At 42.5% G+C, this 18,800-nt stretch carries 17 protein-coding genes; 13 read left to right on the top strand and 4 right to left on the bottom strand.

Features of this window, described 5'->3' with window-relative positions; genetic code table 11:
- Window positions 1–225: 225 nt before the first annotated feature.
- The 9 genes from QRN39_RS12255 to QRN39_RS12215 all read left to right on the top strand — a co-directional run bounded on the left by QRN39_RS12255 (window position 226) and on the right by QRN39_RS12215 (window position 11,160).
- Window positions 226–1,815: a histidine kinase N-terminal 7TM domain-containing diguanylate cyclase gene (locus tag QRN39_RS12255; RefSeq protein ID WP_284907337.1), complete on the top strand. Its 1,590-nt coding sequence runs from the start codon at window positions 226–228 to the stop codon at window positions 1,813–1,815.
- Between the two features lie 278 nt (window positions 1,816–2,093).
- On the top strand, window positions 2,094–2,549 hold the full coding sequence (locus tag QRN39_RS12250) for a DUF6376 family protein (protein ID WP_284907336.1): 456 nt from the start codon (window positions 2,094–2,096) through the stop codon (window positions 2,547–2,549).
- Window positions 2,550–2,650: 101 nt separating this feature from the next.
- Entirely contained in the window at window positions 2,651–2,956 is a 306-nt protein-coding gene (locus QRN39_RS12245; protein WP_012011272.1) for a metal-sensing transcriptional repressor, read from the top strand.
- A gap of 72 nt (window positions 2,957–3,028) precedes the next feature.
- Window positions 3,029–3,235 (top strand): copper chaperone CopZ, encoded by a 207-nt coding sequence (gene copZ, locus QRN39_RS12240; RefSeq protein ID WP_012011271.1) that lies wholly within the window; start codon window positions 3,029–3,031, stop codon window positions 3,233–3,235.
- Between the two features lie 80 nt (window positions 3,236–3,315).
- Window positions 3,316–5,751 carry a heavy metal translocating P-type ATPase gene (locus tag QRN39_RS12235; RefSeq protein WP_284907335.1) on the top strand — a complete coding sequence of 812 codons (2,436 nt, stop codon included), beginning with the start codon at window positions 3,316–3,318 and terminating at the stop codon, window positions 5,749–5,751.
- A 307-nt stretch (window positions 5,752–6,058) separates the two neighbouring features.
- Complete coding sequence (locus tag QRN39_RS12230; RefSeq protein ID WP_003213370.1) at window positions 6,059–7,336, top strand: cation:dicarboxylate symporter family transporter; 1,278 nt, start codon at window positions 6,059–6,061, stop codon at window positions 7,334–7,336.
- A 16-nt stretch (window positions 7,337–7,352) separates the two neighbouring features.
- The gene (aspA, locus tag QRN39_RS12225; protein WP_050944151.1) at window positions 7,353–8,798 is read left to right on the top strand and encodes an aspartate ammonia-lyase; all 1,446 of its coding nucleotides are present in this window, start codon (window positions 7,353–7,355) and stop codon (window positions 8,796–8,798) included.
- Window positions 8,799–8,914: 116 nt separating this feature from the next.
- Window positions 8,915–10,231, top strand: coding sequence for a sensor histidine kinase (locus tag QRN39_RS12220; RefSeq protein ID WP_003213283.1), 1,317 nt, complete (start codon window positions 8,915–8,917; stop codon window positions 10,229–10,231).
- A complete protein-coding gene (locus QRN39_RS12215; protein WP_003212842.1) occupies window positions 10,228–11,160 on the top strand; it encodes a response regulator in 933 nt (310 codons plus the stop codon). The genes QRN39_RS12220 and QRN39_RS12215 overlap by 4 nt, the downstream gene beginning before the upstream one ends.
- A 16-nt stretch (window positions 11,161–11,176) precedes the next feature.
- On the opposite strand, the gene QRN39_RS12210 is transcribed toward QRN39_RS12215, so the two are convergent.
- Window positions 11,177–11,785, bottom strand: a complete 609-nt coding sequence (locus tag QRN39_RS12210; RefSeq protein WP_003212981.1) for a TetR/AcrR family transcriptional regulator — start codon at window positions 11,783–11,785, stop codon at window positions 11,177–11,179.
- Between the two features lie 89 nt (window positions 11,786–11,874).
- Between QRN39_RS12210 and QRN39_RS12205 the strand changes: the two genes are divergently transcribed.
- Complete coding sequence (locus QRN39_RS12205) at window positions 11,875–12,423, top strand: hypothetical protein (RefSeq protein WP_003213116.1); 549 nt, start codon at window positions 11,875–11,877, stop codon at window positions 12,421–12,423.
- Between the two features lie 37 nt (window positions 12,424–12,460).
- On the opposite strand, the gene QRN39_RS12200 is transcribed toward QRN39_RS12205, so the two are convergent.
- From QRN39_RS12200 to QRN39_RS12190, 3 genes are read right to left on the bottom strand one after another with little or no spacing between them, the layout of a single operon-like run.
- Window positions 12,461–13,399: a metal ABC transporter substrate-binding protein gene (locus tag QRN39_RS12200; protein WP_137054401.1), complete on the bottom strand. Its 939-nt coding sequence runs from the start codon at window positions 13,397–13,399 to the stop codon at window positions 12,461–12,463.
- A gap of 13 nt (window positions 13,400–13,412) precedes the next feature.
- The gene (locus tag QRN39_RS12195; RefSeq protein WP_003212785.1) at window positions 13,413–14,285 is read right to left on the bottom strand and encodes a metal ABC transporter permease; all 873 of its coding nucleotides are present in this window, start codon (window positions 14,283–14,285) and stop codon (window positions 13,413–13,415) included.
- The gene (locus tag QRN39_RS12190; RefSeq protein WP_012011260.1) at window positions 14,285–15,028 is read right to left on the bottom strand and encodes a metal ABC transporter ATP-binding protein; all 744 of its coding nucleotides are present in this window, start codon (window positions 15,026–15,028) and stop codon (window positions 14,285–14,287) included. Before QRN39_RS12190 ends, QRN39_RS12195 begins: the two co-directional genes overlap by 1 nt.
- Window positions 15,029–15,459: 431 nt before the next feature.
- Between QRN39_RS12190 and QRN39_RS12185 the strand changes: the two genes are divergently transcribed.
- The 3 genes from QRN39_RS12185 to QRN39_RS12175 all read left to right on the top strand — a co-directional run bounded on the left by QRN39_RS12185 (window position 15,460) and on the right by QRN39_RS12175 (window position 18,800).
- Window positions 15,460–17,559: a heavy metal translocating P-type ATPase gene (locus QRN39_RS12185; RefSeq protein WP_284907333.1), complete on the top strand. Its 2,100-nt coding sequence runs from the start codon at window positions 15,460–15,462 to the stop codon at window positions 17,557–17,559.
- Window positions 17,560–17,703: 144 nt separating this feature from the next.
- Window positions 17,704–18,390, top strand: coding sequence for a DsbA family protein (locus QRN39_RS12180; RefSeq protein WP_050944130.1), 687 nt, complete (start codon window positions 17,704–17,706; stop codon window positions 18,388–18,390).
- Window positions 18,387–18,800 (top strand): disulfide oxidoreductase, encoded by a 414-nt coding sequence (locus QRN39_RS12175; RefSeq protein WP_284907332.1) that lies wholly within the window; start codon window positions 18,387–18,389, stop codon window positions 18,798–18,800. The genes QRN39_RS12180 and QRN39_RS12175 overlap by 4 nt, the downstream gene beginning before the upstream one ends.

The following is an 18,800-nucleotide window of genomic DNA, read 5'->3' as shown; positions in this document are numbered from 1 at the left end:
TCCTCTCCATTCATCCCCACATTGTACAGATATTTCTCCGAGCGCAACATACTTCTATCTTAAATTAAGCAAAAAGTAGTGAAAATATAAGAGATCACGAACAGATAACGCCTGAAATGTTACAAAAAACCTCCACCCAAATCAAAATCACACCTTCCCATTTGAGACGTCCTCATATATAGTTATATTAGACTAGTTCTAAATAACTGAAATTGGGGCGTTTACATGGATTCGATTGTTTTACATTTTATTGTGATCATGAGTGTTTCTGGCATTCTGTCCGTGATATTATCAATCATTGCTCATGCGAACCGCCACCGGTATATTGGCTGTCAATTGTTTATGTACATGTCTGGAGCAACTGCGATTTATATCTTTGGGCACACATTTGAATTATTGGCAAGTACACCTGGGGAGATTATGTTCTGGGTTTGTTTTCAATACATAGGTCTTCCGTTCATTGCGCCATTCAGTCTGATGATTGTGCTGCAATTTACGGGATTCCATCAATATTTTACAAAGCGCCGCGTGCTTCTCATCTTACTGATTCCAACTCTCACCACCATTATGGTGTTCACCAACTCTTTTCATTCACTCTTTTATCGAAGCATCACGATGAATCCAGTAGACGGATTTTTATTGGCTGACTTTACGATTGGCTATTGGTATATCATTCATGGCGTCTATACATTTGGCTGTTCGATGCTCGCTATTTTTATGCTGGTTTGGTTTTTGCGTGTTACAAAAAAAGAGTATTTAAAGCAGATCCTTATTTTGCTAGTGGGCATGTTACTGCCAATCACGACATCTTTTATCTATTTATTAGGGGTGACACCTCTTCATATTGACCCGGTCCCTGTGGTGATGTTTTTAACCAATGCGCTCTACTTATGGGCGATTATGTCGTTCCAGCTCTTTAAGCTCTCTCCCATTGCGATGGAGCGTGTGTTTGAGCATATGTCTGAAGGGGTTCTCATTTTAGATCGATACCGGACACTCATAGATTACAACCCCGCTGCTGCATCGATCATTCCAGCACTTTCTAATAAAAAGGGGATTGGCTTTAAAATTGACGATATTTTCTCAGGTATCATCAAAGATACCGCGTTCTTTCAGTGGCTGCGTTCTCCGCAGGATCATTCGCAATATGATTTAATGTGGAAAAAGGAAGAAGATCAGTCCAGCTATTATCTTCTGACCGCTTCATCGTTATTTAATAGAAGAGGAGAGATTGAGGGCAGGCAAATTGTGATCAGTGATGTAACAGAGCAGCGTTTGCTACAGGAAGAGCTGGAGCGTCGTGCGTATATTGATGGATTGACGAATATCTTCAATCGGTCTTCATTTATTGAACGAACGCAGATGATCCTGGAAGAGGATGCGCAGGATACGGCTGTTATGCTGTTTGATATTGATTTCTTTAAACAAATCAATGACACACATGGACATCATATTGGAGACGAGGCACTACGTCATGTTGTCACCATTTGTCAGCAGCATTTACAAATGGACGATTTATTCGGACGATATGGCGGAGAAGAGTTTGCTATTTGTCTGCCGCATCATTCTTTCGAAGAGACATGTCATATTGCGGAGCAAATTAGACATTCATTTGAGATGAGTTTCTTTGAGAATGATGAGGAAAAAGTGCGAGTGACAGCGAGCTTTGGAATTGCTCACACAGCTTATGATCCCAATGTATTAGAAACTCTTCTATTTGAAGCGGACCAGGCCTTGTATATGTCAAAACGCCAAGGACGGAACCGGATTTATGCGTCCACTGGAGCGGACTATATGCTTTATGAAGAGAATTGACCTACCGCTTGCTTCTCATTGACGGTTGTCCTGACATTCGATATGATAAACATAACATTTGAACGGTTTCCTAAAGGGGAGTAGCTTTTACGGTTTGGTCGTCATTACAGAAGCAGCGATTGCTTCTCGGCCATTCCGGCATGAACAATGTTAGCCAGACCTTTGCCTATCACACATGAGGCAAAGGTCTGGCTATTTTTAAGGTCTTTTTAAGTCTGTGTGATAGGGAAGCTGAACAAATGATGCTTTTAATCCCACAGATGAAAGGATGATCGATCTTGAAAAAATATGTGATAGCTTTCCTATTTTCCGGAACGCTTGTATTAAGCGGGTGCTCCAGCTTACTTGATCAAGTCAACGATACAACGACATATGTCACTGAGACAAATGACTATGTCACAGACATTCAGCAATTTACAGAGGACTTTCCAAAGCTTGCTGAAGAAGCTGTCCAAAACGCCGCCAAAAAGGCAGAATTAACGCAGCAGCTTGAATCATTGAAGGCAGACATTCAAGATTTTAATGAGGTCACAGCGCCAAAAATGGCAGAAGACCTGCATGCGCAAATCATTGAAAAAAATAAAGTGCTGTCAGAGGAAATTCAGACGTATTTACAGCAATTGAAAGCAGACAACATCGACGTTGCCGCCATGCATGAGGACCAGCAAGGATTGATTAAGCAGTTTCAGCAATCCGTCAATCTATTGCAGGACATTGAACAATTAACAAACTAAAGCAAACACTATAGAGTGTATTCAGCATATCTTTGCCTTTTCCGGTGGAGATATGCTTTAATTTAGGTAAAGACAAGTCATAATGGAAAAAAGGTGATCACATGACAGAACATGAAGAAAGACATATGGCTTCGCCTAGAGCCGAGAAGGAAAAAGATCAATTGATCAATCGGTTGAAACGAGTGGAAGGACAAGTGCGCGGGATTCAGCAAATGATTGAAAACGATCGTTACTGTATTGATGTTGTCAATCAAATCTCCGCAGTCAATGCGGCTTTGAAAAAGGTCAGTCTTCATTTAATGGAAAAGCATACACATCATTGCGTAGCGGATGCGATCAAGAGCGGCAATGGGGATGAAGCCATTGAAGAGTTAATGACGGTCTTTACGAAACTGACAAAATCATAGCATTTATGTTTACATTTATACCCTACTAGGGTATAGTAAATTGTAGAAAATGATTGATGGAGGCGATGAGAAGTGGAACAAGCAACACTTCAAGTGCAGGGCATGTCTTGCGGACATTGTGTGAAAGCAGTCGAAGGAAATGTAGGAGAACTAGCAGGTGTTGAATCTGTGAAAGTCCATTTAGACAAAGGAGAGGTGGAAGTTTCATTTCACCCAGATCAAGTCACGTTGCACCGTATCTCTGATGTAATTGAAGAACAGGGATATGATGTCGTATAAATGAACATACGTGCTGCATAACAGCACGTATTTTTTTCAAAATATAATACCCCCATGGTGTATATGGAGAGGTGAGGTCAATGAAGAAGGAAATCGACTTTCAAATTACGGGGATGACCTGTGCTGCCTGTGCAGGGCGCATCGAAAAGGGATTGAACAGGCTGGAAGGTGTAGAGGATGCCAATGTGAATTTGGCGCTGGAAACATCTCATATTGTGTATGAAGCAGAACAACTCACACCAGATGATCTCAAGCAAAAAATTCAATCTCTCGGCTACGATGTGGTGATGGAGCAAGCAGAATTTGATATAGAAGGAATGACGTGTGCAGCGTGTGCCAACCGAATCGAGAAAAAAATTAACCGGATGGATGGTGTCGATCACGGATCTGTGAACTTTGCGCTGGAGACCCTTCAGGTCACGTATCACCCAGGCCAAACGTCTACAAGTGATATAAAGCAAGCGGTTCAGTCCATTGGGTATTCTTTAATTGAACCAGCTGCAGATGAAGCAGAGGAAGGAAAAAAAGATCATCGCCAAGCAGCAATAGAGAAGCAGACGGCACGCTTTCTATTCTCAATGATCCTGTCACTGCCACTTCTTTGGGCAATGGTCAGTCATTTTTCTTTCACGTCTTTTATTTGGCTGCCTGAAGCGTTCATGAATCCTTGGGTTCAGCTGGCGTTAGCAGCGCCCGTTCAGTTCATTGTCGGCTGGCCCTTCTATGTAGGTGCGTATAAAGCGTTACGTAATAAAAGTGCCAACATGGATGTTCTTGTCGCACTTGGGACATCAGCTGCGTTTTTCTATAGTTTATATGAAAGCATTCAGTCAGCGGTTCAAGGCACACATGAGGCAGCCCTCTATTATGAAACAAGTGCTGTACTCATTACGTTGATCGTACTCGGAAAATTAATGGAAGCAAGAGCAAAAGGGAGATCATCAGAAGCGATTCAAAAGCTGATGGGTCTACAAGCGAAAGAAGCGGTCATCGAGCGAGAGGGGAAAGAGATGACCGTGCCAATTTCCGAAGTGAAAGTGAATGATCTTGTGTTTATCAAACCGGGAGAGAAAGTGCCGGTAGATGGAGAGATCGTGGAGGGAACAACCGCAATTGATGAGTCCATGATTACGGGCGAAAGTTTGCCTGTTGATAAAACGGCTGGTGATGCGGTCATCGGGGCAACCATTAATAAAAATGGGTTTGTGAAAGTGAAAGCGACAAAGGTTGGGAAAGAGACCGCCCTTTCACAGATTATTAAAGTCGTAGAACAAGCACAGGGCTCAAAAGCACCGATTCAAAGGATGGCAGATCAAATATCAGGGATATTCGTTCCCATCGTTGTAGGAATTGCCATGCTTACCTTCCTGATTTGGTTTTTCTTTGTTGATCCAGGAAATGTGACGTCAGCCCTTGAAACGTTTATCGCAGTCATCGTCATCGCATGTCCGTGTGCGCTCGGCCTTGCCACACCAACCTCGATTATGGCTGGGAGCGGTCGTGCAGCTGAATCAGGCATTCTGTTTAAAGGCGGAGAGCATTTAGAGGTGACTCAATCACTCGACACGGTGGTTTTAGATAAAACAGGAACTGTGACAAAAGGGGAGCCGAGTCTGACAGATGTGCTGGCATATGCCAATTGGACAGAAGATGCGCTGCTACAGCTAGCAGGATCAGCTGAACAGCAGTCGGAACACCCGCTGGCTAGAGCCATCACAGACGGAATGAAGGAACAAGGTCTTGAAGCGGTCGAGATTGAAGCCTTCCAAGCTGACCCAGGTCATGGAATTGAAGCAACGGCAGCAGGGCGCAGGCTTTTGATTGGAACGCGTAAGCTATTACAGAAACATCATATCCCATATGATCAAGTCGAAGCATCCGTCACCACGCTGGAGCAGCAAGGTAAAACGGCTATGCTTGTCGCGATTGACGGCGAAGTCGCTGGCATTGTCGCGGTCGCAGATACAATCAAATCATCTTCACCTCAAGCGATCAAGCGTCTGAAAAAGCAAGGGATTCATGTCGTGATGATGACAGGTGATAACAAGATGACAGCAGAGGCGATTGCGAAACAGGCGGGCATTGATCATGTCATTGCTGAAGTCCTGCCTGAGGAAAAGGCGGCTCACATCGCGGTGCTTCAGGAACAAGGAAAGAAAGTCGCCATGGTCGGAGATGGTATTAATGATGCCCCGGCCCTTGCGACAGCGAATATTGGGATGGCAGTTGGAACTGGGACAGATGTCGCCATGGAAGCAGCAGATATCACACTCATGACAGGAGACCTCCATGCCATTGCTGATGCGCTTGAATTTAGTCAAAAAACGATGAGAAACATCAAGCAAAATCTATTTTGGGCGCTTGCTTATAATTGTATTGGGATACCGATAGCTGCTTTAGGACTTCTTGCGCCATGGCTTGCAGGAGCAGCAATGGCCTTTAGCTCCGTGTCGGTTGTATTGAATGCGCTCAGATTGCAGCGATTGAAACCGGTTAGAGAGGGAGTGGCACAATGAAGCTGAATGTCAAATGGATTTGGACGATTAGTGCATTGTTCTACGTTGCTCTTGTCCTTATTGGATATGCGATATACGATAGATTTTATCCACAACAAGATACACCAAGTGAACAAATGCAAAATCATTGGGACTTCGCCCAAAAGCGAAGTCTTTTTTTAACAATTTTGTGGAAAAACCCACCTTTTAAAAGATTTTTCATAAAAAATTCACTTCTTTTTGTTCCTTTTTGTCGTTTTTTGTAGGTTCATCGTTAAGATGCGATTAAGCAACAAAGAAAGCGTTATCAAAAAAAGGGGGTTCACGTATGAAAAAGTTAGGGTTAGCTTCACAAATACTCATTGCACTTGTTCTGGGTGTTATCGTGGGAGCGCTGTTTTATCAAAATGAAACCGTTATTAATGTGTTAACGCCGATTGGCGATATATTCATCCATTTAATTAAAATGATCGTTCTTCCAATTGTTATTGCTGCGTTGATTGTAGCAGTAGCTGGTGTAGGGGATATGAAAACCATCGGAAGACTCGGTGGGAAAACGATTCTTTACTTCGAAATTGTGACAACGATTGCATTAGCAGTAGGACTGCTTGCAGCAAACGTCTTCCATCCTGGTACAGGAATTGACATGAGCAACATGGAAAAAGGCGATATCTCTAAATATGAAGAGACATCGAAAGCTTCTTCCGAAAAAGCAAGTTTCTCTGAAACGATTGTGCATCTAGTGCCAACAAACGTTTTCCAATCCATTGCAGAAGGTGATCTATTACCAACGATCTTCTTTACCGTCTTATTCGGATTAGGAATTGCCGCAGTAGGAGACAAAGGGAAACCAGTGTTAGGGTTCTTTGAGGGTATACTCGAAGCCATGTTCTGGGTGACCAATAAAGTGATGAAGTTTGCACCATTTGGTGTATTCGCGCTCATCAGTGTGACGGTGATCAAATTCGGGGTCGGAGCGCTTCTCCCGCTAGGTAAGCTGGTACTTGTCGTTTACGGCACAATGGCATTCTTCGTGATTGTCGTACTTGGCATTATCGCAAAATTAGCTGGAACAAGCGTCTTTACACTATTTAGAGTGCTAAAAGAAGAAATCATTCTTGCATTCTCAACAGCAAGTTCAGAAGCTGTACTGCCTAGACTAATGGATAAAATGGAGAAGTTCGGCTGCCCGAAAGCGATCACGTCGTTCGTTATCCCAACAGGCTACACCTTTAACTTAGATGGAAGTGCCATCTATCAATCCATTGCCGCCATATTTGTTGCACAAATGTACGGCATGCCACTTTCCATCTATGAGCAAATTACGTTACTATTAATCTTGATGCTGACATCTAAAGGAATGGCTGGTGTACCAGGTGCATCAATCGTTGTTGTCATCACAACACTTGGTGCAATGGGACTGCCGCTTGAAGGACTTGCCTTCATCGTTGGGATCGACCGTATTCTTGACATGGTTCGTACAACTGTTAACGTATTTGGTAACTCACTTGCAGCCATTGTCATGTCTAAGTGGGAAAAAGTTTTTGATCAAGAGAAATCGAAGAAGTATATTGAGGAATTAAAACAACAAACAAAAGCAGCGTAAAAGGAGATCTTTTCAAATGACGAAGCTACAGGACAAGCAAGTTCGAATCGAACGAGACTTTCTAGGTGAAAAGGAAGTAGACACTCAAGCGTATTATGGAATTCAAACATTACGTGCAGTAGAGAACTTTCCAATTACTGGCTACCATGTTCATGAGGAACTCATCAAAGCATTAGGGATTGTCAAAAAGGCAGCCGCACTTGCAAATATGGATACAAAGCGACTATATTCTGGTCTTGGAGAAAAAATTGTTCAAGCCGCAGATGAGGTTATTGAAGGAAAGTGGAACAATCAATTTATTGTCGATCCAATTCAAGGCGGGGCTGGCACTTCAATGAATATGAATGCCAATGAAGTCATTGCAAACAGAGCGCTTGAACTACTAGGAAAGGAAAAAGGCGCTTATACTGAGCTAAGTCCAAACACGCATGTGAACATGTCGCAGTCAACAAACGACGTTTTCCCAACAGCGATTCATATTTCAACATTGAATATGATTGAAAAACTACTTTATACGATGGAAAACATGCATCAAGTTATGACAGAAAAAGCGCAAGAATTCGATCATGTCATCAAAATGGGACGTACGCATCTTCAGGACGCTGTTCCAATCAGACTTGGTCAAGAGTTTAGTGCTTATGCAAAGGTTCTTGCTCGTGATATTAAACGTATCAAGCAGTCTAAACAGCATTTATATGAAGTCAATATGGGTGCAACAGCAGTCGGAACTGGCTTGAATGCTGATCCTAAATATATTCGCCAGGTGGTTGGCTATCTATCTGACATTAGCGGATTACCGTTAGTTGGAGCTGAAGACTTAGTCGATGCCACGCAAAATACGGATGCTTATACAGAAGTATCAGCTGCACTGAAAGTATGTATGATGAATATGTCTAAAATGGCGAACGATATTCGCTTGATGGCATCAGGTCCAAGAGCAGGCTTTGGTGAGCTTCACTTGCCGCCGAGACAGCCAGGTTCATCCATCATGCCAGGGAAAGTCAACCCAGTGATGCCAGAGGTCATGAACCAAGTAGCATTCCAAGTCATCGGAAATGACCACACGATCTGTCTTGCATCAGAGGCTGGTCAGCTTGAGCTGAACGTGATGGAACCAGTCCTTGTGTTCAACTTGCTTCAATCTCTCAGCATCATGAAAAATGTCTTTGAGTCCTTCGTAGACAACTGCTTGCGTGACCTAAAAGCAGATGAATCTAGATTAAAAGAATATGTAGAAAAAAGTGCTGGTGTCATGACAGCGGTGAATCCGCATATTGGTTATGAAGCTGCTGCACGAATTGCCAGAGAAGCGATTCTTACAGGCGTATCTGTACGTGAGCTTTGTCTGCAAAATGATGTTTTATCAGAGGAAGAGCTTGATGTCATCTTGAATCCTTTTGAAATGACTAAACCAGGTATTGCTGGCGCATCACTTTTAGAAAAGGATCGTTTAGAAGATTAAGCAGCATCATGAGAAGCGCACACCGACAAAGTTCCGGTGTGCGCTTTTTTATGGATGTTTGTTTTTCTCAAGCCCACATAGTATACTATCGTCAATTATTAGGGATGTGACTGCGTTTGAATCTACTGAAAAAATGGCTAAATACAGAGCCTTATTTAATTGTGATGCTCATTGTACTGACACCGATTGGCGGAGAGTTTAAATTTTATCCATTTGAGGACAGCTTTCGGGTCAGCTTTGGAACCGTTGTCTTTTTCTTTATCCTACTCCAAATGAAAAAATTCCCAGCATGGGCAAGCGGTATCATTGCAGGGGTTTCTGTTTTTGCGTTTCGCGTGCTTCTTGATACAGCCGTCACAGGTCATCTTCCGCTGGAAGAGGCGATTTCTTTAAGATTTCCTTCCCTGCTTTATTACGTCGTCTACGGCACGCTCTTTTATTTATTAAAGGTCAGACGTTTCCGCGATCAGCCTTGGCTGATTGGAGCGACAGGTATCATCATGGAGCTATGCGCGAGCGTTGTTGAAATGATTGCACTTCGTGGCACCATCGATGAAATTTTAACAATGCGGACGCTGTTTCAACTTTTCGTGTTGGCGATTTTCAGAAGCTTTTTCGTGTTGGCTTGTTATACAATGATTCGATTATATGAAGAGCAGGCGAGAGAGCGTCAGATGAAAAAGGAAAAGGAACATCTGCTCATGCTCCTGTCTAATCTTTACACGGAATCTACATACTTTCATAAAACACTTGCACATGCTGAGCACATTACAGCGACATCCTATCAATTGTATCAATCCCTGCATCACGCAAAGGATGCAGAGTCATTGGATTTGAAAAAGCTCGGAAAAACAGCCCTGCAAATCGCAGGAGAGGTGCATGAGATCAAAAAGGATAACCAGCGGATTTTTTCTGCATTATCAAAGCTGATTCATGAAGAAAATTTTCAGGCGTATGCAAGTCCTGCGCATATTGCTGGGCTCGTGATTCGTATTCATGAAAATTACGCAGAATCTCTTAAAAAAAACATTGTCTTTCATTATGATGAAGATGGGCAGCATCCCGTCTATCACGTGTATACCATTCTATCTTTGTTAAATAATATCGTTTCCAATGCTGTCGAAGCCATTCCGGTGGATGGAGAGGTGTCACTCTCTATTTCCCAGAAAGAGAGCCATGTGATCTTTCAAATTAGTGACAACGGGCCTGGCATTAAAGAGCGTAATCATCATGTGATTTTTAAACCCGGTTTTACTTTAAAATACGATCAGGCTGGGAATCCATCAAGCGGTATCGGTCTTTCCTATGTAAAGGATACAGCGGAGAAGCTTGGCGGAAGTGTTGAGATGAAGAGTATCCCAAATAAACAAACGACTTTCACGTTAACGATACCAATGGATCAGGTTAGTAGAAAAGAGGGGATTGGGAGATGAGATTTTTTATTGTGGATGATGATGAAGCCGTGCGTTCTTCACTCGCTCAGCTCATTGAAGATGAAGAGCTTGGCTTCGTCGCGGGAGAAGCAGAGGATGGCGCAGAGTTAACGGCAAGCTACTTAAATGATTTGCACATTGATATCTTATGTATTGATCTATTGATGCCGGAACGAGACGGACTTGAAACGATTCGAGCCATTAAGGATGAGTTTCATGGCAAATACTTAATGCTGTCACAGGTAGAAACAAAGGAATTAATCGGCCAGGCGTATACGCTTGGTGTCGAGTATTATGTGACAAAGCCAATCAATCGTGTAGAGGTCTTAAGTGTGCTCCACCTCATGATTGAGCGGCTTCATTTAGAGCATTCAATTGAAAATATTCAGCACTCACTCAAATCCGTCATGCAGTTTCAGCAGCGCGGTCAGACGAAAACGAAGCAGCGTGGGAAAAGTCTTGCAGAGGCAGGCCAGTTCTTGCTTGCAGAGCTTGGAATTGTGGGTGAAAAGGGATCTAAAGATTTATTAGATATGATCCTCTTCACAGATCAGTATTTGGCGCTACATACCGAACATCATGATTCATTTCCTTCTTTAAAGGTCATTTTCACGGGTGTCACCGAGGATAAATTAAATGAGCCTTACACATCGGCAGACATTGCAAGAGAAGCGAAGGCAGCGGAACAGCGGGTGAGGCGTGCGATCAACCAATCCTTGAAACACATCGCTTCACTTGGGTTAACTGATTTTTCTCATCCGACCTTTGAAAATTACGCTTCTAAATTCTTTGATTTCACCATCGTGCGAAAGAAAATGAGTGAATTAACAAAAGAGACGAGCGGTAGAGAAGAACATACCCGTATCAATGTGAAGAAATTTGTACAGGTGCTCTACTACGAAGCAAAACGTATTTTTATGGAAGATTAAAAAAAGACATGCTCCCTCATGAGGGAGACATGTCTTTTTTGGTGATGGATTGCAGGTGCATCTGCAGTACGGAGCGTATGAGCTGAGGCGGTAAGCGATGAGGCTGCAAGATTCCATTCAATGCAAGCCCATTGATGACCGCATAAAGCCGCTCAGTTTCGACTAAAAGATCGATATGATCAAGCAAGAGCCCATCCTCTTTTAATTTCATTAAACAATATTGGGTCATTTGGAAAAGCTCGTCATACATCTTTGCATTGAGCGGCTGTAAATCAGGTTCAGTCATCGACTTGACTGTAAAAGCCTGCCACACCTCCATTTCAAATCTTCGTTCTTCATCAAGTGGGAGAACCTGCTCCAATAACGCGAAGACATTTTCTTCCGTTGAACCGTTCAACTGAAGTCCTGTCATCCGCTCTTTGACTCTTTCCTGAATCAATGTCATAGAGAAAAGAAATAGCTCCTGCTGTGTGGAGAAATAATGACGCATAGAGCCCGCTGAAATGCCAGCTTCTACCGCTACTTTTCGTACAGAAGCGTTTTCCAATCCATCCTGTTTAATCACTCTCATGGCAGCTTGAGCGACTTTTTGTTTTTGTTTATAGTGATCGACGATTTTTGGCATACATTGATTTTAGCACAGCTATTGTTTTTTTAACACAGTTGTGTTATTTTTTATTTAATACAATCGTATTAAAAAGGATGTGGTGAATATTGATCGGGTTATTGATTGTGGCATGTGAAATTGGCTTTTGGCTGTTTATTCTGGTGGGGTTAACACTTCGTTATGTGTTTAGACAGAAAAAGTGGGGCGCCTTCTTCCTCATTTGTACACCGATTTTGGATCTCATACTTCTTGCAGCGACTTATATGGATTTAAGAGAGGGGGCTGTGGCAAGTGTCATTCACGGGCTCGCAGCTGTTTATATTGGGGTGAGTCTCGCTTTTGGACATCAAATGGTGAAATGGGCAGATGTCCGGTTTGCTTATCGATTTGCAGGAGGCCCTAAGCCGAAGGGAAGACCAAAGTACGGGAAGGAACGGTCTGTATATGAAATAGTCGGCTGGACGCGGCATCTCGTCTCTTATGTCATCGGAGCCGGTCTACTATTTGGGTTATCTTATCTCATCCAAGCACCAGAACGAACGGAAGCACTGATGCAGCTAGCGAGAGTATGGGGAATGGTCTTAGCCATTGATTTCGTCATTAGCATCAGCTATGTGATCTGGCCGAAAAAACACCCGCAAAATATAGCCAGCTAATAAAAAAGACAGGCGAACTCACTCCGCCTGTCTTTTCTTATGATGAAAGCCCTTTGTAAATGGTGTCAATATTCCATTTCATCATCTTATAGTAGCTGTCCCCATCTTCACCTTTCTTTCCAATGGAGTCAGTAAATACTTTTCCTTTAATCGGAACACCAGTTTCTTCAGATAGGCTTTCAAGGCTGCGTGGATCGACACTTGTTTCAAGAAAGAGCGCAGGCACTTGATGATCTTTGACGAAATGAATGATGCGCTTCATTTGTCCAGGTGTTCCTTCATTCTCTGTGTTGATCTCCCAAATGTAGCCTGCCTTTAGTCCATAGGCATCTGCAAAATACTTGAAGGCTCCCTCACTTGTCACAAGACGCTTTTTGTCTTTCGGCAGCTGGTCGAACTTATCTTTTGCTTCATCATGAAGCGCTTGAAGCTTTTTGATATAGTCTTCTGCATTTTTTTCGTAATCCTCTTGATGCTCAGGGTCCGCTTTAATAAGTGCATCTCTGGCATTTTTAGCATACAGAATCCCATTTTCGACATTTAGCCAGGCATGGGGGTCCTGCTGGCTTTCGAGGCCTTTTGAAGATAAATGTTTTACTTTGACGCCTTTACTCATTTCGGCTACAGGTGCATCATCCCCGTCCTTGCCACTCGATTCGAGCAGCTTTTGAAACCAGCCATTCCCTGTTTCAAGGTTTAAGCCATTATATAGAACAAGGTCTGCATCCGTTGTATGCTGAACATCCTTTGGCAGTGGGTCAAATTCATGTGGGTCTGTACCAATGGGAACAATGCTGTGAATAGAGACATGCTCTCCGCCTACTTCCTTCACAATGTCATAAAGAATGGAGTAGGTCGTGACGACTTTTAATGTGCCGTCATCTTTGCCGGAATTATTTTGTTTTGTAGAACAGCCTGTGATGACCATAAGGGCAATGAATACTGCGGTCAAACGGATTGCAAATACCTTCTTCATATATGTCCTCCTTTTACATAGACGCTTCCTTTTTTAGCTGCGTTCGTTTTCGTTTAGATCTTAATGATCTCCATAGAATTCCTTGCTTTGGTGAAAGGATAAAGGCACTCCCGAATAAAATGGTCGCAACTAGCACGATAGAAGCGCCAGACGACAAGTTATACGTAAAACTAAGCCCAAGACCGGCAACGGCAGAAACGGCCCCGAAAAATGCAGATAAATAAATCATAATCCATAGCCGGTCTGTTAAGAGATACGCAGTGGCTGCCGGCGTAATAAGCATGGCAACGACAAGAATAATCCCAACAGTTTGTAGTGAAGCAACGGTCACAAGGGTCAACAAGGTCATGAGAAAATAATGGATCATTCGATTCGGTAAACCGTAAACCGAAGAAATCACCGGATCAAATGAACTAATGAGCAATTCTTTGTAGAAAATGATGACGGCCAGCAGGATAAAAATGCCGATGCCAAGCGTAATCCACATATCAGATGAACGAACAGCTAGAACGTTTCCAAACAAGATATGATATAAATCACTGGAACTTTTCAAAAATGTGATCAAAATAATTCCGATTGAGAAAAAAGCGGTGAAGACAATACCGATGGCAGAGTCATTTTTAATGCGGCTGTTTTGACTCACATATCCGATCCCAATCGCTGTTAATACGCCAGTTAAGACGGCTCCGAAGAAAAAGTTAATTCCCAGCATATAAGAGATGGCGACACCTGGCAGCACAGCATGCGATATGGCGTCTCCCATCAAGGCCATGCCCCGTAAAATGATAAAGCAGCCAATGACCCCGCAAATAATGCCTACCATCACGGATGTAAATAATGCTTTTTGTAAAAACGCATATTCAAAGAGTCCAGTTAAAAATTCCATTACACGTCTCCTCCTGCTGATTTTAAGAATGGTAGCTGCGTTTCATATGCCTCCAGCATGACCTCTGGGCGAAGGATATCGTGTACAGGTCCAGCTTTGATGAGTTTTTTATTTAACAGAACGAGATGGCTGAAGTAATCATCGGCTTTACTTAAATCATGATGGACCACCAAAATGGTTTTTCCTTCATCACGTAATTCCTTCAAAATGCGAACCATTGTTTCTTCACTTGCCATATCAATTCCAACAAATGGTTCATCCAAACAGAAGAGCTGTGCGTTTTGCGCAAGTGCTCTTGCAAGGAAGACACGCTGCTGCTGACCGCCGGATAACTCACCAATTTGTCTTTTGGCAAAGTCCTGCATGCCGACTTTTTCTAAACAGTGGTACGCATATGCCCGGTCTTCTTTTTTCGGACGTTTGATCAGGCCAAGCTTCGGATATGTTCCAAGTAGGACGGTATCCAGCACATGAATAGGAAACGTCCAGTCTAGATCATTTCTCTGAGGTACATAGGCGATCTGTTTTCTAACTTGTTTAAAGGGCTGTTCAAAAAAGCGAATATCCCCTTGATCTTTTTCAATTAAATCCAAGCATGCCTTGAGTAAAGTCGATTTACCGGCACCATTTGGACCTATGATTCCTGTCATCGTTCCTTCCTGTATGGAAAGAGAGATGTTCTCTAAAGCATCCTGCCCGTGATATGACACATGAAGACGGTCGATTGTTAAAGCATTTGGCATCTCTTGCGGCCCCTTTCGATCATCATTGCACTTCCTAAAGATATATGCATACATTAAATAATTTTGACTAAAGGATGAAATGATTCTCTAACGCTAATTTGTTTCCTTGAGGAAACTTTTATTTCATTCTAAGCGTCTGTCCTTCTTTTGTAAAGAGAAAAAACTGCACTTATTCTGTTAGAGATCAAACGATCGTTTTTATGTTATGCGGTGAGCGGAGGGCATGAGCTTGGTTTATTGAAAATCCGTGTGACAGAATGGGACACAAAAAACCAATTATTTCTTCATAAATGATTGACAGAAGATAAGAAATCCTCATATAATAAGGGTAATCCAATATATGAATATATGCTCATATATAAAGTTTTTAATTTTTAATAGGTTGAATCGATCCAGGGAACGTTACTTATCATATAGAAAAAGGTGAGAACATGAAAAAGATGAAGGATGAATACGTATTAAGCGGTCTTGATTGCGGCAACTGTGCACGTAAAATAGAAACAGGTGTCAGCAAAATGGATGGAGTGGAAGCTTGCTCTGTTAACTTTGCGACAGGCACCTTGACTGTGACGCATGCAGATAAGCAAGAAACGATGACAAAGCGTATTGAAAAAACTGTTCAGTCCATTGAACCTCATGTGAGTGTATCACCGAAAGAAGAAGGACATCATCACGATCATGATCATGGGACAAAAAATTTAAAAACGATTGTGCTGAAATTAATTGGCGGTGCAGTCATTGGAACAGCCGCTTTCTTTATACCTGAAGATGGTGTATTAAAGTTCCTTATGTTCTTCGCAGCATATTTACTAGTCGGCGGTGATGTGGTTTTTAAGGCGCTGAAAAATATCGTGCGAGGCCAAGTATTTGATGAGAACTTTTTAATGACCATTGCAACAGTTGGCGCTTTTGTGATTCAGCAATATCCAGAGGCACTGGCAGTGATGCTCTTTTACCAAATTGGAGAGCTCTTCCAAGGGGCGGCAGTGAATCGTTCAAGACGTTCAATTAGTGAATTAATGAATATACGTCCAGAATACGCGAATCTAAAAGTCGGAAATGAAACGAAAAAAGTGAATCCAGAAGAAGTAAAAGCCGGTGACCGTATTGTCGTGAAGCCTGGTGAAAAAATTCCGCTGGATGGGCTCGTTATTGAGGGCTTCTCGCTTGTTGATACATCCGCATTAACAGGGGAATCGGTGCCGCGGGATGTAGAAGCGGGAAAAGAAGTTCTTGCAGGATTTGTGAATCAAAACGGTATACTTGAAATTGAAGTCCAAAAAGAGTTAAGCGAATCGGCAGTGACGAAAATTTTAGATTTGGTTGAGAATGCAAGCAGCCGAAAAGCACAGACAGAAAATTTCATCACAAAGTTTGCAAAATATTATACACCGGCTGTCGTCGTGCTCGCCTTATTGCTTGCCTTTGTGCCGCCGCTTCTTATTCCATCAGCACAATTGTCTGACTGGGTGTACCGGGCGCTTGTCTTTCTCGTGATCTCTTGTCCTTGTGCTCTTGTTGTATCCATTCCATTAGGGTTTTTCGGGGGAATTGGGGCAGCGTCTAAACGAGGCATCCTTGTCAAAGGCAGTAACTATTTAGAAGCATTGAATTCTGTGAAATATGCGGTATTTGATAAGACGGGCACGCTTACAAAAGGAAACTTTACAGTGACCAATATTGCCACAGTCAGTGACAGGTGGTCAGAAGAAGAGCTGCTTTCTTTTGCAGCACTAGCAGAAGCCCATTCCTCTCACCCTATTGCAGAATCGATTAAAGCGGCATATAGCTCACCGCTTGATGAAAGCCAGATCGAAGCATATGAGGATATCGCGGGACATGGAATTAAAGCGACCATCAGCGGATCTCACGTCTTAGCGGGAAATCATCGCTTGATGGAGCGAGAAGACATTGCGTATGAAAAAGAAAAAAGAAGCGGAACCGTTGTGTACATGGCAATTAACGGTGAGTTTGCCGGATCAATCTTGATCGCAGATGAATTAAAGGACGATGCAATCGAAGCCGTTTCTGCTCTAAAGGCGTCTGGTATTCAAACCGTCATGCTCACTGGTGATGCTAAGCAAGTCGGAACGGCGGTCGCTAAGCAAATTGGCATTGATGAAGTACATGCAGAATTATTACCGCAGGACAAAGTAACGAAATTAGAAGAAATTGATCAGAAAAAAGCGCCTCAAGAAAAGCTATTATTTGTTGGGGACGGCATTAATGATACACCGGTATTAGCAAGAGCGGACATAGGAATTGCAATGGGCGGGCTTGGTTCAGATGCAGCTGTCGAAGCGGCTGATATCGTCATCATGACGGACCAGCCATCAAAGGTAGCAGAAGCCATCGCTGTCGCAAAACGAACAAGAAGGATTGTCTGGCAGAATATCGCATTCGCCCTTGGTGTCAAAGGCGTTTTCCTATTACTCGGAGCATTCGGAATTGCGACGATGTGGGAAGCCGTCTTCTCGGATGTCGGTGTCACCGTACTCGCTGTTTTAAATGCGATGAGGGTCATGAAATAAAATTGTAAGGAAAATTTCATGAATACCATCTTTCATAATGGACCCCCTCTTGTTAAAATAGAAGAAGTTGGATAATGGCATTTTTCTAAGCTATTATCCTTTTTCTTTTTTAAAAGGAATGAAAAAGATAAGGTAGGTGCTTATGTGAGTAAGAAAAATAATCAATCTTCATCCATTAAATTTGCTGTCATTTTAACCATCATCGCAGCTCTTCTCATCGGTATATTTGTTGTGATTGGAAACAAGAACAGCCAAGAAGCACAAACAGTTGACAGTAAGCCTTCGATTAAAGGACAGCCTGTCATAGGAGACAAAGATGCAGCGGTGCAAATTGTCGAGTTTGGGGACTACAAATGTCCGTCATGTAAATCATTCGAAACAGACATTTTCCCAAAACTGAAAGCAGACTACATAGATAAAGGCGATGTATCATTTTCATTTATTAACTTGCCACTGCCTGTTCATGGAGATGGCGCAGTGTTAGCAGCACTAGCTTCTGAAGAAGTATGGAAAGAAGATCCAAAAAACTTCTGGGCATTCCATGAAGCTGTCTATCAAGCACAGCCAGATAGTGAAGCAGAATGGGTTACGCCTGCTAAGCTGACTGAATTAGCGAAAAAGACAACAAAAATTGATACGGACAAACTCAAAGATAACCTATCAAAGAAAACGTATCAGCCGCAGCTGAACACAGACGATCAGCTTGTGAACAAATACAAAGTGAATTCAACACCAACGATTTTCATTAACAATAAACAAGTCCAAAACTTCTATGACTATGATGAAATCAAAGAATTAATTGATCAAGAGCTTAAAGGGAAGAAATCATGAAGAATAAGCTTATTTACTTGTACAGTGCTTGGATTGTCTCGATCGTTGCGACGATGAGCAGCCTGTATTTAAGTGAAATCAAAAAGTTTATTCCATGCGATATGTGCTGGTTCCAGCGTATTTTCATGTACCCGCTCGTGCTTTTACTTGGAATTGCTACGTTCCGGGGTGATGTCAAAGTGAAGTATTACGTACTGCCTTTAGCTGTAATCGGTGCTGGCTTTTCCATCTATCATTATATGGAACAAAAGATCCCAGGCTTTGCGTCGATTCGCCCTTGCCTCAGCGGCATTCCTTGTTCTGTTGATTATTTGAACTGGTTTGGTTTTATCACCATTCCGCTATTAGCACTTATTGCATTTATTCTGATTATCATCAGTATGCTGCTGTTAAATGCAAGAGAAGATTGA

This window comes from Bacillus sp. lyk4-R2A-2 (assembly GCF_030209735.1).
Classification (GTDB): Bacteria; Bacillota; Bacilli; order Bacillales; family Bacillaceae; genus Bacillus; species Bacillus pumilus.
This window is presented reverse-complemented; position numbering and strand designations above follow the sequence as displayed.